This is a genomic window from Halomonas koreensis, from assembly GCF_031451675.1.
Taxonomy (GTDB): domain Bacteria; phylum Pseudomonadota; class Gammaproteobacteria; order Pseudomonadales; family Halomonadaceae; genus Halomonas; species Halomonas koreensis.
Genome location: NZ_JARWAK010000010.1, coordinates 130647 through 143425, shown reverse-complemented (window position 1 = coordinate 143425; position 12779 = coordinate 130647). Strand labels below are relative to the sequence as shown.

Sequence of the window (12779 nt, the reverse complement as noted above, 5' to 3'; positions counted from 1 at the left end):
CGACTTGAGGCCCGCCACCGGGCCCGTCAAACTGGGCGTCCACGCCGCGAGGATCGATGCCCCATGCTGCCCTGGCTGCCCGCCCACCCCGTTCGCTTCCCCCCAGTCGACACCGCCCTGGACGACCCCGGGGGACTGCTCGCCGCCGGCGGCGAGCTGAGCCCGGACTGGCTGCTGGCCGCCTACCGCCACGGCATCTTCCCCTGGTACAGCGAGGGCCAGCCGATCCTCTGGTGGGCGCCGGATCCGCGCATGGTGCTCTTCCCCGAGGAGGTGCGGGTCCGGCGCAGCCTGGCCAAGCGTCTGCGCAACGGCGGCTTCCGGGTCGGCGCCGACGCCGCCTTCGACGCCGTGGTGGCGGCCTGCGCCGCCCCGCGGCGCGACCAGCCGGGCACCTGGATCACCGGCGAGATGCGCGAGGCGTACGCCCGGCTTCACGCCCTGGGCGCGGCGCACTCGGTGGAGGTCTGGCAGCACGGCGCCCTGGTCGGCGGCCTCTACGGCGTGGCCCTGGGGCCGGTGTTCTTCGGCGAGTCGATGTTCTCCCGGGTGCCCGACGCCTCCAAGGTGGCGCTGGTGACCCTCGCCCGTCGCATGGCCGCCGGCGGCGGCCGGCTGATCGACTGCCAGATGCATACCCCGCACCTGGCCAGCCTCGGCGCCCGGGACATCGCCCGGGAGACGTTCATCGGCTATCTTGAACAGTGGCTGGGCGAGAGGCCCGCGGCCTCCGGCGCCTTCCCGTCGCCGGCCTGGTCGTTCGAGGATCTCGACAGCGCCAGACACCCGCGCCCCGGATGCACAGGAGGCGGCCGACTTGAGCAGTAACACCCCCCGCCAGCCGATCCGCGACCTGCGGTTCTTCCTGACCGTGCCCCACGCCTGCAGCTACCTGGAGGGTCGCGAGGCCACCACCCTCTTCCTGGACCCCCAGGAGTCCCCGGGCGGCGGCGTCTACGACGCCCTGGCCCTGCTCGGCTTCCGGCGCAGCGGCCGCCACCTCTACCGCCCCCATTGCGAGGGCTGCAGCGCCTGCATCTCGGTGCGCATCCCGGTGGCCGCCTTCACCCCCAGCCGCACCCAGCGCAAGCTGCTCCATCGCAACGCCGACCTCGAGCTGCGCAGCCGTCCCGCGACGTACGACCCCGAGCACTACGCGCTCTATGCCCACTACATCCGGACGCGCCATGCCGACGGCGACATGTACCCGCCCAGCCACGAGCAGTACCGCACCTTCCTGACCCTGGACCAGGACTATGCGCGGCTGCTGGAGATGCGCCTGGACGGCCGCCTGGTCGCGGTCGCCGCCTTCGACCAGCTCGAGCACGGCCTGTCGGCCATCTACACCTTCTTCGATCCCGACGCCTCCCTGGCGCGGCGCTCGCTGGGTACCTATGCGGTGCTGGCCCTGGTGGAGCGCGCCCGCGCCCTGGACCTGCCCCACGTCTACCTGGGCTACTGGATCGAGGAATGTCGCAAGATGGCCTACAAGCGCGCCTTCCAGCCCCTGGAGATCCTCGAGGGCCGCCACTGGCGCCGCCTGATTCCCGTGTGACGGCGACCGCTGTCGCCATCCGCCTCCCCCGGACGCCGCCCGGGGCCGTCGCCTTTTGCCTTGACGACCGGCATGCGGCACAATATCGCGCTATCCTGATCGGCACGGGCGATCGCGCGACGCCTCGTGCCCCTGTCTCCTATCACCAGCGAGGAATTGCCTATATGGCACGCGAAGACCATATCGAAATGGAAGGTGTCGTCGTCGACACCCTGCCCAACACCATGTTCCGGGTCGAGCTCGAGAACGGCCACGTGGTGACCGCCCACATCTCCGGCAAGATGCGCAAGAACTACATCCGCATCCTCACCGGCGACAAGGTCAAGGTCGAGCTGACGCCCTACGACCTGTCCAAGGGCCGCATCGTCTACCGCTCTCGCTGATCGCCTCCCGGGCGGCTCCCCGCCGCCCCGGCAGGCTACGGGCGGGGCAGCCCCGCACTGCCCTGGCCCCGCCTCCCCGACGTTTCCCGCGCCCGACAGCACGACGCCCCGTCCGTGGACAGGGCGTCGGGCGATTCGCGGGGGAGACGACCGAGACGCGCCGCCTCAGGGCGCGTCGGCCAGTTCCGACTCCGAGGCCAGGTGCAGCTCGTCGCCCTCGACGCTGACGTGCACCACGCCGCCGTGCTCGGCCAGCTCGCCGAACAGGATCAGCTCGGCCAGCGGCTTCTTGAGCTTCTCCTGGATCAGCCGCGCCATGGGACGGGCGCCCATGTCGGGGTCGTAGCCCTTCACGGCCAGCCAGTCCCGGGCAGCCTCGTCCACGTCGAGCTGGACGCGCTTCTCGTCCAGTTGCGCCTGGAGCTCGACCAGGAACTTGTCCACCACGTTGCGCACCACCTCGGTGGGCAGGGAATGGAACTGGATGATGCCGTCCAGGCGGTTGCGGAACTCCGGCGAGAAGGTCTTGCGGATCTCCTCCAGGGCGTCCGTGGAATGGTCCTGAGTCTGGAAGCCGATGGAGCGCCGCGTGGCCTGCTCGACCCCGGCATTGGAGGTCATGATCAGGATCACGTGGCGGAAGTCCGCCTCCCGGCCGTTGTTGTCGGTCAGCCGGCCGTGGTCCATGACCTGCAGCAGCAGGTTGAAGACTTCCGGGTGCGCCTTCTCGATCTCGTCGAGCAGCAGCACGCAGTGCGGCTGCTTGGTGATCGCCTCGGTCAGCAGCCCGCCCTGGTCGTAGCCGACATAGCCCGGAGGCGCGCCGATCAGCCGGGACACGGTGTGGCGCTCCATGTACTCGGACATGTCGAAGCGCACCAGGTCGATCCCCATGATATGCGCCAGCTGGCGGGCCACCTCGGTCTTGCCGACGCCGGTGGGACCGGCGAACAGGAAGCTGCCCACCGGCTTGTCCGGCGACTTGAGCCCCGCCCGGGACAGCTTGATGGCCGCCGCCAGGCTGTCGATGGCCTCGTCCTGGCCGAACACCAGCATCTTGAGGTCGCGATCGATGTTGGCCAGCAGCTTGCGGTCGGAGCTGGTGACGCTCTTCGGCGGGATCCGCGCGATGGAAGCCACCACCGCCTCGACCTGGTCCACGTCGATGGTCTCGACCCGCACCTCCGGCGGCAGCAGGCGCTGGTGGGCGCCGGCCTCGTCGATGACGTCGATGGCCTTGTCCGGCAGGTGGCGATCGTTGATGTAGCGATCCGCCAGCCGCGAGGCGGTCTCCAGCGCCTCGTCGGTGTACTTCAGCCGGTGGTGCTCCTCGAAGCGCGAGCGCAGGCCCTTGAGGATACGGATGGTGTCCTCCACCGAGGGCGCCATGACGTCGACCTTCTGGAAACGCCGCGCCAGGGCGCGATCCTTCTCGAAGATGCCGCGGAACTCCTGGAAGGTGGTCGAGCCGATGCAGCGCAGCTCGCCGGAGGACAGCAGCGGCTTGAGCAGGTTGGAGGCGTCCATCACCCCGCCGGAGGCCGCCCCGGCGCCGATCACGGTGTGAATCTCGTCGATGAACAGGATGGCGTTGGGCTGCTTGCGCAGCTCGGCCAGCAGGCTCTTGAGGCGCTTCTCGAAGTCGCCGCGGTACTTGGTGCCGGCCAGCAGCGCGCCCATGTCCAGGGAATAGACCACGGCATCGGCGATGACGTCGGGCACGTCCTCCTCGACGATACGCTTGGCCAGGCCCTCGGCGATGGCGGTCTTGCCCACGCCGGCCTCGCCCACCAGCAGCGGGTTGTTCTTGCGCCGCCGGGCCAGGATCTGCACCACCCGCTCGAGCTCGTGGTCGCGACCGATCAGCGGATCGATCTTGCCCATCCGGGCCTGCTCGTTGAGGTTGGTGGCATAGCCGGTCAGGGGGTTGCCGCTGGGCTCGCCGCCGGCCTCCTCGGCGTCCTCCGCCTCGGGAGACGGCGAGCTCTGCTGCTGGCCATGGCCGGAGACCTTGGAGATGCCGTGGGCGATGTAGTTGACGGCGTCCACCCGGGCCACGTTCTGCTGCTTGAGGAAATAGACCGCCTGGCTCTCCTGCTCGGAGAAGATCGCCACCAGCACGTTGGCCCCGGTCACCTCGCTCTTGCCGGAGGACTGCACGTGGAAGACGGCCCGCTGCAGCACCCGCTGGAAGCCCAGGGTCGGCTGGGTCTCGCGATCGGACTGGTCCTCGGGGATCAGCGGCGTGGTGGAATTGATGAAATCCTGGAGGTCGGACCGCAGCTTGTCCAGGTTGGCCCCGCAGGCACGCAGCACGTCCGCCGCCGAGGCATTGTCGAGCAGCGCCAGCAGCAGGTGCTCCACGGTCATGAACTCGTGGCGCTTGGAACGCGCCACGGTGAAGGCCGTGTTCAGGGTCAGTTCAAGTTCTTTGCTCAGCATGGCAGTCCCCTTCTCGCCGCTTAGGGCTTGCGTCGGATCTATCTCGGTCCGGCATCATCAACATCGGGCACAAGCATCGGCGTTGCAAGTCACCTCGCCAACGCTGGCACGTCCCCTCTTCGACCATGCCGATGGTCAATCCGTTGCCTCGATGTCGCACAGCAGCGGGTGCTGGCACTCTCGGGCGTACTCATTGACCTGGTGACTCTTGGTTTCCGCGATATCGCGGGTGAAGACGCCGCAGGTCGCCTTGCCCTGGGTGTGCACGGCCAGCATCACCTGAACGGCGCTCTCGTTGTCCATGTGAAAGAACGTCTGCAGGACCTCCACCACGAACTCCATGGGGGTGAAGTCGTCGTTGTGCAAGACCACCTTGTACATCGGCGGCTTCGCCAGCTCGGGCTCCGACGACTGGACCGCCAGGTCGCCGTCGTCGTCCTCCTGCGGTCCCGGAGGGCGCGTCATCCCGGCATGCAGCGGGACGCGATGCCCCGCCATGCCCTTCTCCTCTGTCTTGAACATAAGCATCACTGTGGTTAACGACAAGCCGACCGCCAGGGGCATCTCAACCGTGATTGGACGCCGCGCGGCCGGCAGGGTTCATCCTACCGCAAGCGGCCCCCGTCCGGACGCAAAAGGGCCCTCGCCCGCCTGGCGGACGAGGGCCCCGGTCGGGCGGCGACGCTTACATGTTGTCGGCGACGGCCTGGCCGAACTCCGAGCACTTGAACAGGGTGGCATTGTCCATCTGGCGATGGAAGTCGTAGGTGACCTCGCCCTTGGAGATGGCCTTCTCCATGCCCTTGATCACCAGGTCGGCGGCCTCGGTCCAGCCCATGTGGCGCAGCATCATCTCGGCGGAGAGGATCAGCGAGCCCGGGTTGACCTTGTCCTGGCCGGCGTACTTGGGCGCGGTGCCGTGGGTGGCCTCGAACATGGCCACGGCGTCGGAGATGTTGGCGCCCGGCGCGATGCCGATGCCGCCGACTTCCGCCGCCAGGGCGTCGGAGATGTAGTCGCCGTTGAGGTTCAGGGTGGCGATGACGTCGTACTCCGCCGGGCGCAGCAGGATCTGCTGCAGCATGGCGTCGGCGATGACGTCCTTGACCACGATGTCCTTGCCGGTCTTGGGATTCTTGAAGGTCATCCAGGGGCCGCCGTCGAGCAGCTCGGCGCCGAACTCCTCGCGGGCGAGCTCATAGCCCCAGTCCTTGAAGGCGCCTTCGGTGAACTTCATGATGTTGCCCTTGTGCACCAGGGTCACCGAGTCGCGGTCGTTGTCGACGGCGTACTGGATGGCCTGGCGCACCAGGCGCTTGGTGCCTTCCTCGGAGACCGGCTTGACGCCGATGCCGCACTGCTCGGGGAAGCGGATGTTGGTGACGCCCATTTCCTCGCGCAGGAACTTGATCACCTTGTCGGCTTCCGGCGTGCCGGCCTTCCACTCGACGCCGGCGTAGATGTCCTCGGAGTTCTCGCGGAAGATCACCATGTCCACGTCACCCGGGTTCTTGACCGGGCTGGGCACGCCCTGGAACCAGCGCACCGGACGCTGGCAGACGTAGAGGTCGAGCTTCTGGCGCAGGGCCACGTTCAGGGAGCGGATACCACCGCCCACCGGGGTGGTCAGCGGGCCCTTGATGGACACCACATAGTCCTTGACCGCCTCCAGGGTCTCCTCGGGCAGCCAGGTGTCGGGATCATAGACCTGAGTGGCCTTCTCGCCGGCGTAGACCTCCATCCAGTGGATCTTGCGCTCGCCGCCGTAGGCCTTCTCGACGGCGGAGTCGATGGCGATCTTCATGGCCGGCGTCACGTCGACACCGATGCCGTCACCCTCGATGAACGGGATGATCGGATCGTTGGGCACGTTCAGGGTGTTGTCGGCATTGACGGTGATCTTGGTACCGCCTTCGGGCACGACGATTTTCTGGAACCCCATTGAGAACTCCCCTGTCTGGTCTGTTCAGTGGAAGGCGGAGTATAGCATCGCCCCCGCGACCCGGAGTAGGCTTGGCCGGGAATTTGTCGACAATCTATCGTAGCAAGACCTTCGTCTAATGAGCGCTCTCTACCTGCTTCACAAGCCCTACCGCATGCTCTCCCAGTTCACCGATCGCGCCTCGGGCGAGGGCGAGCGGCGGGCGACCCTGGCCGACGTCATCGACGTGCCGGGCATCTACCCGGCCGGCCGGCTCGACCACGACTCCGAGGGCCTGCTGCTGCTCTCCGACGACGGCGAACTGATCCACCGCATCAGCCATCCGCGCCACAAGCAGCCCAAGACCTATCGCGTCCAGGTCGAGGGCGAGCCCGACGACGACGCCCTGCGCGCCCTGCGCGAGGGGGTTTCGCTCAAGGACGGCCGCACCCGCCCCGCCCGGGTGCGCCGGCTCGCCGAGAGCGGCCTGCCCGAGCGCGACCCGCCGCTGGATTCGAGGCGCCATCCGGAGACCACCTGGCTGGAGCTGACGATCGAGGAGGGCCGCAACCGCCAGGTGCGGCGCATGACCGCCCACGTCGGCCACCCCACCCTGCGCCTGGTGCGGGTGGCCATCGGTCCCTGGCGGCTGGACGGCCTGGCCCCCGGCGAGTGGCGCCGCGAGACCCTGCATGCCCCCAAGCCGCCGGCGGGACGGTCCCGCCGGCCGAGGAAACGCCGATGAACCGCTGGCGCCCCTTCGTCACAGTGGCCAGCGTGGTGGAACGCGCCGGCCGCTACCTGATGGTCGAGGAGGGCCGGGGCGGCCCCCGCACCGAGTTCAACCAGCCCGCCGGCCACCTGGAGCCCGGCGAGACCCTCCGCGACGCCGCCCTGCGCGAGCTGCGCGAGGAGACCGCCTGGCAGGTGGGGATCACCGACTACCTGGGGCTCTACGTCTTCCACGCGCCGGACGGCAAGACCTTCCACAGCCATGGCTTCTACGGCATGGCCCTGGCTCACCTCGGCGGCGACCTGGACCCCGCGATCCGCGCCGTGCACTGGCTGACCCTGGAGGAACTGGAGACCCTGGAGCAGGACGGCCGCCTGCGCAGCCCGTTGGTAATGCGGCGGATCCGCGACGCCCGGGCCGGGCGCTTCTATCCCATGGACGTGATACACGAGAGGTGAGGGGCGAGGAGCGAGGGGCGAGGGGTGAGGGGTGAGGGGTGAGGGGAAAGGTATCCTCGAACCTCGAACCTCGAACCTCGAACCTCGAACCTCGAACCTCGAACCTCGAAAGCAGTGTCGTGTATAATCTCGCCCCATTTGCGACCTACCCAATCCGAGAGCGCCATGACAGCCACCCAAGGCAAGGTGATCGTCGGCATGTCCGGCGGCGTCGACTCCTCCGTCTCCGCCCTGCTGCTACTCGAGCAGGGCTACCAGGTGGAAGGCCTGTTCATGAAGAACTGGGACGAGGACGACGGCACCGAGTACTGCACCGCCAAGGAGGACCTGGCGGACGCCGAGGCCGTCTGCGAGAAGCTCGGCATCCGGTTGCACACCGCCAATTTCGCCGCCGAGTACTGGGACAACGTCTTCGAGCACTTCCTGGCGGAGTACAAGGCCGGGCGGACCCCGAACCCGGACATCCTCTGCAACCGCGAGATCAAGTTCAAGGTGTTCCTCGAGTACGCCGAGATGCTCGGCGCCGAGCGCATCGCCACCGGCCACTACGTGCGCGAGGCGGTACGCGACGGCCGGCCGCGGCTGCTCAAGGGCCTCGACGCCAACAAGGACCAGAGCTACTTCCTGCACGCCGTGCCCGAGGCGGCCATCGCCCGCACCCTCTTCCCGGTGGGCGAGCTGGAAAAGCCCGAGGTCCGGGCGCTCGCCGAGCGCCATGACCTGATCACCGCGCGCAAGAAGGACTCCACGGGGATCTGCTTCATCGGCGAGCGGCGCTTCCGCGACTTCCTGCAGCAGTACCTGCCGGCCCAGCCGGGCACCATCGAGACGCCGGAGGGCGACGTCATCGGCGAGCACATGGGGCTGATGTACTACACCCTGGGCCAGCGCCAGGGGCTCGGCATCGGCGGCCTGCCCGACTTCCCGGATGCTCCCTGGTACGTGGCCGGCAAGGACCTGGAGCGCAACGTGCTGATCGCCGTGCAGGGCAAGCACCATCCCCTGCTCTACACCGACAGCCTGGCCACCGAGGCCATGGACTGGGTGGCCGGCGAGCCGCCGGCGCCCGAGGGCCGGCTGGCCGCCAAGACCCGCTATCGCCAGGACGACGTGCCCTGCCGCTTCCGGATCGCCACGGACGGTGGCGTCGAGGTGCGCTTCGACGATCCCCAGCGGGCGGTCACCCCGGGCCAGTCGCTGGTGCTCTACGACGGCGACGTCTGCCTGGGCGGCGGGGTGATCCGCGCCACCTGGAACGCCGCGGAGGCCGCCCGATGAACGACACCACGCCCATCCATCGCGCCCCGGACTCGCCGACCGCCCGCCAGGCCCTGGCCCTGGCCGGGGTCTTCCAGGCCGCCAGCCTGGTCGACGAACTGGCCCGCACCGGCCAGGTCGACCAGCGCGCCTGGGACACCCTGATCCACGCCACCCTGGACACCGACCCGGCCAGCTTCGAGGCGATCTACGGCGGCCACCCCAACAACCTGCGCCGTGGCCTGGAAACCCTCGAGGGCATGCTGGGGCGCCGCCAGGCCAGCCCGGTGGTGATGCGCTACGGCTTCTCGATGCTGATGCTGATGAGCAAGCTGCGCCGCGACCCGGCGATGATGGACGCGCTCGGCCAGCGCCTGAGCCGCAGCCGGGAGCAGGCCGAGCGCTTCGGCGCGACCCACGAGAACGTCATCGCCGGCCTCGGCGAGGCCTACCAGGATACCCTTTCCACCTTCAAGAGCCGCATCGTCGTCCAGGGCGACCCCTCGCTGCTGCAGAGCCGCATGATGCCCGAGCGCGTGCGCGCCTGCCTGCTGGCCGGCATCCGCTTCGCCCTGCTGTGGCACCAGCAGGGCGGCCGCCGCTGGAAGCTGATCTTCCAGCGCGGTGCCCTCAAGAAGGCCCTGGACACCCTGTAATCGAATCGACCCACCCCGACCCGGAACCCGAGCCATGCAGCCCAAGTCCCTTCCCCTGACCGCCCTCACCGCCCTGTCGCCCGTCGACGGCCGCTACGCCGGCAAGGCCGAGGCCCTGCGCGAACACTTCAGCGAATTCGGCCTGATCCGCGCCCGGGTCACCGTCGAGGCCCGCTGGCTGCAGCGGCTCGCCGAGCACCCCCAGATCACCGAGGTGCCGCCGCTCTCCGCGGAGGCCACCGCGGCGCTCGACGCCCTGGTCCGCGACTTCTCCCTGGAGGACGCCGAGCGCATCAAGGCGATCGAGCGCACCACCAACCACGACGTCAAGGCGGTCGAGTACTTCATCAAGGAGCGCATCGCCGACCAGCCGGAGCTGCACGCCATCACCGAGTTCGTGCACTTCGCCTGCACCAGCGAGGACATCAACAACCTGTCCCACGCGCTGATGCTGCGCGGCGGCCTGGACGCCCTGCTGCCGGTGATGCGCGAGGTGGCCGACGAGGTCGCCCGCCTGGCCGAGGAACACGCCGCCCAGCCGATGCTGTCGCGCACCCACGGCCAGACCGCCAGCCCCACCACCCTGGGCAAGGAGATGGCCAACGTCGCCTATCGGCTGCGCCGCCAGCTCAAGCAGATCGAGGGCATGGAGCTGCTGGGCAAGATCAACGGTGCCGTGGGCAACTACAACGCCCACCTGGCGACCTACCCGGAGGTCGACTGGGAGGCCAACGCCCGCACCTTCGTCGAGGGCCTGGGCCTGAGCTTCAACCCCTACACCACCCAGATCGAGCCCCACGACTACATCGCCGAGCTGTTCGACGCCGTGTGCCGCTTCAACACCGTGCTGATCGACTTCGACCGCGACGTCTGGGGCTACATCTCGCTGGGCTACTTCAAGCAGAAGACCGTGGCCGGCGAGATCGGCTCCTCGACCATGCCCCACAAGGTCAACCCGATCGACTTCGAGAATTCCGAGGGCAACCTGGGGCTCGCCAACGCCGTGCTGGGCCACCTGGCCGAGAAGCTGCCGATCTCCCGCTGGCAGCGCGACCTCACCGACTCCACGGTGCTGCGCAACCTGGGCGTCGGCATGGCCTACGCGCTGGTCGCCTACCAGGCCTCGCTGAAGGGCATCGGCAAGCTCGAGGCCAACCCGGCCCGGCTGGCCGAGGACCTGGACAGCAGCTGGGAGGTGCTGGCCGAGCCGATCCAGACGGTGATGCGTCGCTACGGCATCGAGAAGCCCTACGAGAAGCTCAAGGAGCTGACCCGCGGCAAGCGCATCGACCAGGCCGGCTTCGCCGCCTTCATCGATACGCTGGAACTGCCCGAGACGGTCAAGGCCGAACTCAAGCAGCTGACCCCGGCCAACTATATCGGCAACGCCGAGGCCCAGGCGCGCAAGCTCTAAGCTGGAAGCTGGAAGCTGGAAGCTGGAAGCTGGAAGCTGGAAGCTGGAAGCTGGAAGGCAGATTGCCGCCTTCTGCCGCAGAAGCAAGGGGTTGCTTCCAGCTTCAAGCTCAAGCCCGCGAAGCGGGCGCTCTTCCAGCTTCACGCCATGGCCCGGTTGCTCACTCATCCCATTCGAGTCCCAGGATCCTTATGTCAACCGATACGCCCCGGCAACTGCTCGGCGGCCTGACCGCCGCCGACTTCCTGCGCGATCACTGGCAGCGCAAGCCGCTGCTGATCCGCGGCGCCTTCCCCGACTTCCAGAGCCCGCTGGAGCCCGACGAGTTGGCGGGGCTGGCCTGCGAGGACAACGTCGAGGCGCGGCTGGTCGAGGAGCGCGGGCCGGACGGCCCCTGGCAGGTCAGCCACGGCCCCTTCGATGAGGCCACCTTCGCCCGCCTGCCCGAGCGCGACTGGACCCTGCTGGTCCAGGCCGTCGACCACTACGTGCCCGAGGTCGCCGAACTGCTCGAGGCCTTCGACTTCCTGCCCCGCTGGCGGCTCGACGACATCATGGTCAGCTACGCCCCGCCCGGCGGCAGCGTCGGCCCCCATGTCGACCAGTACGACGTCTTCCTGCTCCAGGCCCGCGGCCGGCGGCGCTGGCAGCTCGGCGGCAAGGTCGCCGACGACGCGCCGATCCTCAAGGGCATCGACCTGCGCATCCTCGAGACCTTCGAGGTCGCGGCCGACGCCGACTGGGTCCTGGAGCCGGGCGACATGCTCTACCTGCCGCCGGGCTGGGCCCATCACGGCGTCAGCCAGTCCGACGACTGCATGACCTTCTCGGTGGGCTTCCGCGCCCCCTCCGCCGACGAGGCCGTCACCTCCTACGCCGACTACATCGGCGAGCAGCTGCCGCCCTCGCTGCGCTACGGTGACGCCGGCATGGCGCCTCCCGCCGATCCCGCGGAACTCGACGACGCGGCGCTCGAGCGCATGCGCGCGCTGATCCTCGAGACCCTGGACGACCCGGCTCAGCTGGCCCAGTGGTTCGGCCGGGTGATGACCCAGCCCAAGTACGTCGATCAGCTGGTACCCAGCGAGACGCCCACCGCCCCGGACGACCTTGTCGCCGCACTACAGGACGGCGAGGCGCTGGAGCGCACGCCCGGCTCGCGCTTCGCCTGGCGCGCCCTGGGCGACGGCCGAGCCACGCTGTTCGTCGACGGCGACGGCATCGCGTGCGCCACCGCCCTGGCCCGCGCCCTGGCCGGCGACGCGCCGGTGGACGCCGCGCTGCTGGCCCACGACGAGGCGCCGGCCGTGCTGACCCGGCTGCTCGACGCCGGCAGCCTGAGCTGGCCATGGGACCATGAGGATGAAGAGCCATAAGCTGTAAGCTTCAAGCGGTAAGACAACACCCTCCCAGGCGTCAGGACATAGGGGGCCAGGTCCAGGATTAAGGAGCAAAAGACATGACGAACAACAGACATGCCATGGAGATTCGTGAGGGTGACTGGGCCACCCTGGGCACCAGTGCCTCGGAGATCCGCCGGCTCGTCTTCATCGAGGAGCAGCGCGTTCCCCTGGAAGAGGAATGGGACGGCCGCGACGACGACTGCACCCACTTCCTGGCGCTGGTCGGCGACACGCCCGTGGGCACCGCCCGGCTGCTTCCCGACGGCCATATCGGCCGGGTCGCGGTGCTCGCGACCCATCGCGGCGAGGGCATCGGCGTGGCGCTGATGGAAGCGGCCATCGACGCCGCCCGTCGCCGCGACTTCCCGAGCGTGGAGCTCGCCGCCCAGCTCCAGGCCCTGGCCTTCTACGAGCGCCTGGGGTTCGAGGCCCACGGCGACACCTTCCTCGACGCCGGCATCCTGCATCGCAACATGGTCCGCCGACTGGCCGACTGAGCGCCGCGCCCGGAAACCCGACTACAGGAACGCCGCCTCCCCGCCCCATCCTGTAGTCGG

General features: G+C 68.8%; 13 protein-coding genes. 10 read left to right on the top strand and 3 right to left on the bottom strand.

Annotation, left to right across the window (positions count from 1 at the left end; genetic code table 11):
- The first annotated feature begins 63 nt into the window (after positions 1-63).
- From aat to infA, 3 genes are all read left to right on the top strand, one after another.
- Positions 64-828 carry a leucyl/phenylalanyl-tRNA--protein transferase gene (gene aat, locus QC818_RS12545; RefSeq protein WP_309653206.1) on the top strand — a complete coding sequence of 255 codons (765 nt, stop codon included), beginning with the start codon at positions 64-66 and terminating at the stop codon, positions 826-828.
- On the top strand, positions 818-1555 hold the full coding sequence (locus QC818_RS12540) for an arginyltransferase (protein ID WP_309653205.1): 738 nt from the start codon (positions 818-820) through the stop codon (positions 1553-1555). The genes aat and QC818_RS12540 overlap by 11 nt, the downstream gene beginning before the upstream one ends.
- A gap of 164 nt (positions 1556-1719) precedes the next feature.
- Positions 1720-1938, top strand: coding sequence for a translation initiation factor IF-1 (infA, locus tag QC818_RS12535; RefSeq protein ID WP_013332816.1), 219 nt, complete (start codon positions 1720-1722; stop codon positions 1936-1938).
- A 165-nt stretch (positions 1939-2103) separates the two neighbouring features.
- On the opposite strand, the gene clpA is transcribed toward infA, so the two are convergent.
- The 3 genes from clpA to icd form a co-directional block, all read right to left on the bottom strand.
- Positions 2104-4380, bottom strand: a complete 2277-nt coding sequence (clpA, locus tag QC818_RS12530; RefSeq protein ID WP_309653204.1) for an ATP-dependent Clp protease ATP-binding subunit ClpA — start codon at positions 4378-4380, stop codon at positions 2104-2106.
- A 135-nt stretch (positions 4381-4515) separates the two neighbouring features.
- Complete coding sequence (clpS, locus tag QC818_RS12525) at positions 4516-4878, bottom strand: ATP-dependent Clp protease adapter ClpS (protein ID WP_309653203.1); 363 nt, start codon at positions 4876-4878, stop codon at positions 4516-4518.
- 187 nt (positions 4879-5065) lie between these two features.
- Positions 5066-6322: an NADP-dependent isocitrate dehydrogenase gene (gene icd / locus QC818_RS12520; protein ID WP_309653202.1), complete on the bottom strand. Its 1257-nt coding sequence runs from the start codon at positions 6320-6322 to the stop codon at positions 5066-5068.
- A 118-nt stretch (positions 6323-6440) separates the two neighbouring features.
- Here icd and QC818_RS12515 point away from each other — a divergent pair, with 118 nt between their 5' ends.
- From QC818_RS12515 to QC818_RS12485, 7 genes are all read left to right on the top strand, one after another.
- Positions 6441-7046: a pseudouridine synthase gene (locus QC818_RS12515; RefSeq protein WP_309653201.1), complete on the top strand. Its 606-nt coding sequence runs from the start codon at positions 6441-6443 to the stop codon at positions 7044-7046.
- Positions 7043-7492: an NUDIX domain-containing protein gene (locus QC818_RS12510; RefSeq protein WP_309653200.1), complete on the top strand. Its 450-nt coding sequence runs from the start codon at positions 7043-7045 to the stop codon at positions 7490-7492. Before QC818_RS12515 ends, QC818_RS12510 begins: the two co-directional genes overlap by 4 nt.
- A gap of 165 nt (positions 7493-7657) precedes the next feature.
- Positions 7658-8770, top strand: coding sequence for a tRNA 2-thiouridine(34) synthase MnmA (gene mnmA / locus QC818_RS12505; RefSeq protein WP_309653199.1), 1113 nt, complete (start codon positions 7658-7660; stop codon positions 8768-8770).
- Positions 8767-9405: a high frequency lysogenization protein HflD gene (gene hflD, locus QC818_RS12500; protein WP_309653198.1), complete on the top strand. Its 639-nt coding sequence runs from the start codon at positions 8767-8769 to the stop codon at positions 9403-9405. The genes mnmA and hflD overlap by 4 nt, the downstream gene beginning before the upstream one ends.
- 34 nt (positions 9406-9439) lie before the next feature.
- Positions 9440-10819 (top strand): adenylosuccinate lyase, encoded by a 1380-nt coding sequence (gene purB / locus QC818_RS12495; RefSeq protein ID WP_309653197.1) that lies wholly within the window; start codon positions 9440-9442, stop codon positions 10817-10819.
- A gap of 191 nt (positions 10820-11010) precedes the next feature.
- Positions 11011-12195 (top strand): cupin domain-containing protein, encoded by a 1185-nt coding sequence (locus tag QC818_RS12490; RefSeq protein ID WP_309653196.1) that lies wholly within the window; start codon positions 11011-11013, stop codon positions 12193-12195.
- 83 nt (positions 12196-12278) lie between these two features.
- Entirely contained in the window at positions 12279-12719 is a 441-nt protein-coding gene (locus QC818_RS12485; protein ID WP_309653195.1) for a GNAT family N-acetyltransferase, read from the top strand.
- Positions 12720-12779 lie beyond the last annotated feature (60 nt).

What these genes read in the sequence shown, in the direction of transcription:
- QC818_RS12510 (WP_309653200.1), top strand. Translation starts at nt 7,043, where the DNA reads ATGAACCGCTGGCGCCCCTTCGTCACAGTGGCCAGCGTGGTGGAACGC.
- infA (WP_013332816.1), top strand. Translation starts at nt 1,720, where the DNA reads ATGGCACGCGAAGACCATATCGAAATGGAAGGTGTCGTCGTCGACACC.
- QC818_RS12515 (WP_309653201.1), top strand. Translation starts at nt 6,441, where the DNA reads ATGAGCGCTCTCTACCTGCTTCACAAGCCCTACCGCATGCTCTCCCAG.
- clpA (WP_309653204.1), bottom strand. Translation starts at nt 4,380, where the DNA reads ATGCTGAGCAAAGAACTTGAACTGACCCTGAACACGGCCTTCACCGTG.
- QC818_RS12485 (WP_309653195.1), top strand. Translation starts at nt 12,279, where the DNA reads ATGACGAACAACAGACATGCCATGGAGATTCGTGAGGGTGACTGGGCC.
- aat (WP_309653206.1), top strand. Translation starts at nt 64, where the DNA reads ATGCTGCCCTGGCTGCCCGCCCACCCCGTTCGCTTCCCCCCAGTCGAC.
- clpS (WP_309653203.1), bottom strand. Translation starts at nt 4,878, where the DNA reads ATGGCGGGGCATCGCGTCCCGCTGCATGCCGGGATGACGCGCCCTCCG.
- hflD (WP_309653198.1), top strand. Translation starts at nt 8,767, where the DNA reads ATGAACGACACCACGCCCATCCATCGCGCCCCGGACTCGCCGACCGCC.
- mnmA (WP_309653199.1), top strand. Translation starts at nt 7,658, where the DNA reads ATGACAGCCACCCAAGGCAAGGTGATCGTCGGCATGTCCGGCGGCGTC.
- icd (WP_309653202.1), bottom strand. Translation starts at nt 6,322, where the DNA reads ATGGGGTTCCAGAAAATCGTCGTGCCCGAAGGCGGTACCAAGATCACC.
- QC818_RS12490 (WP_309653196.1), top strand. Translation starts at nt 11,011, where the DNA reads ATGTCAACCGATACGCCCCGGCAACTGCTCGGCGGCCTGACCGCCGCC.
- purB (WP_309653197.1), top strand. Translation starts at nt 9,440, where the DNA reads ATGCAGCCCAAGTCCCTTCCCCTGACCGCCCTCACCGCCCTGTCGCCC.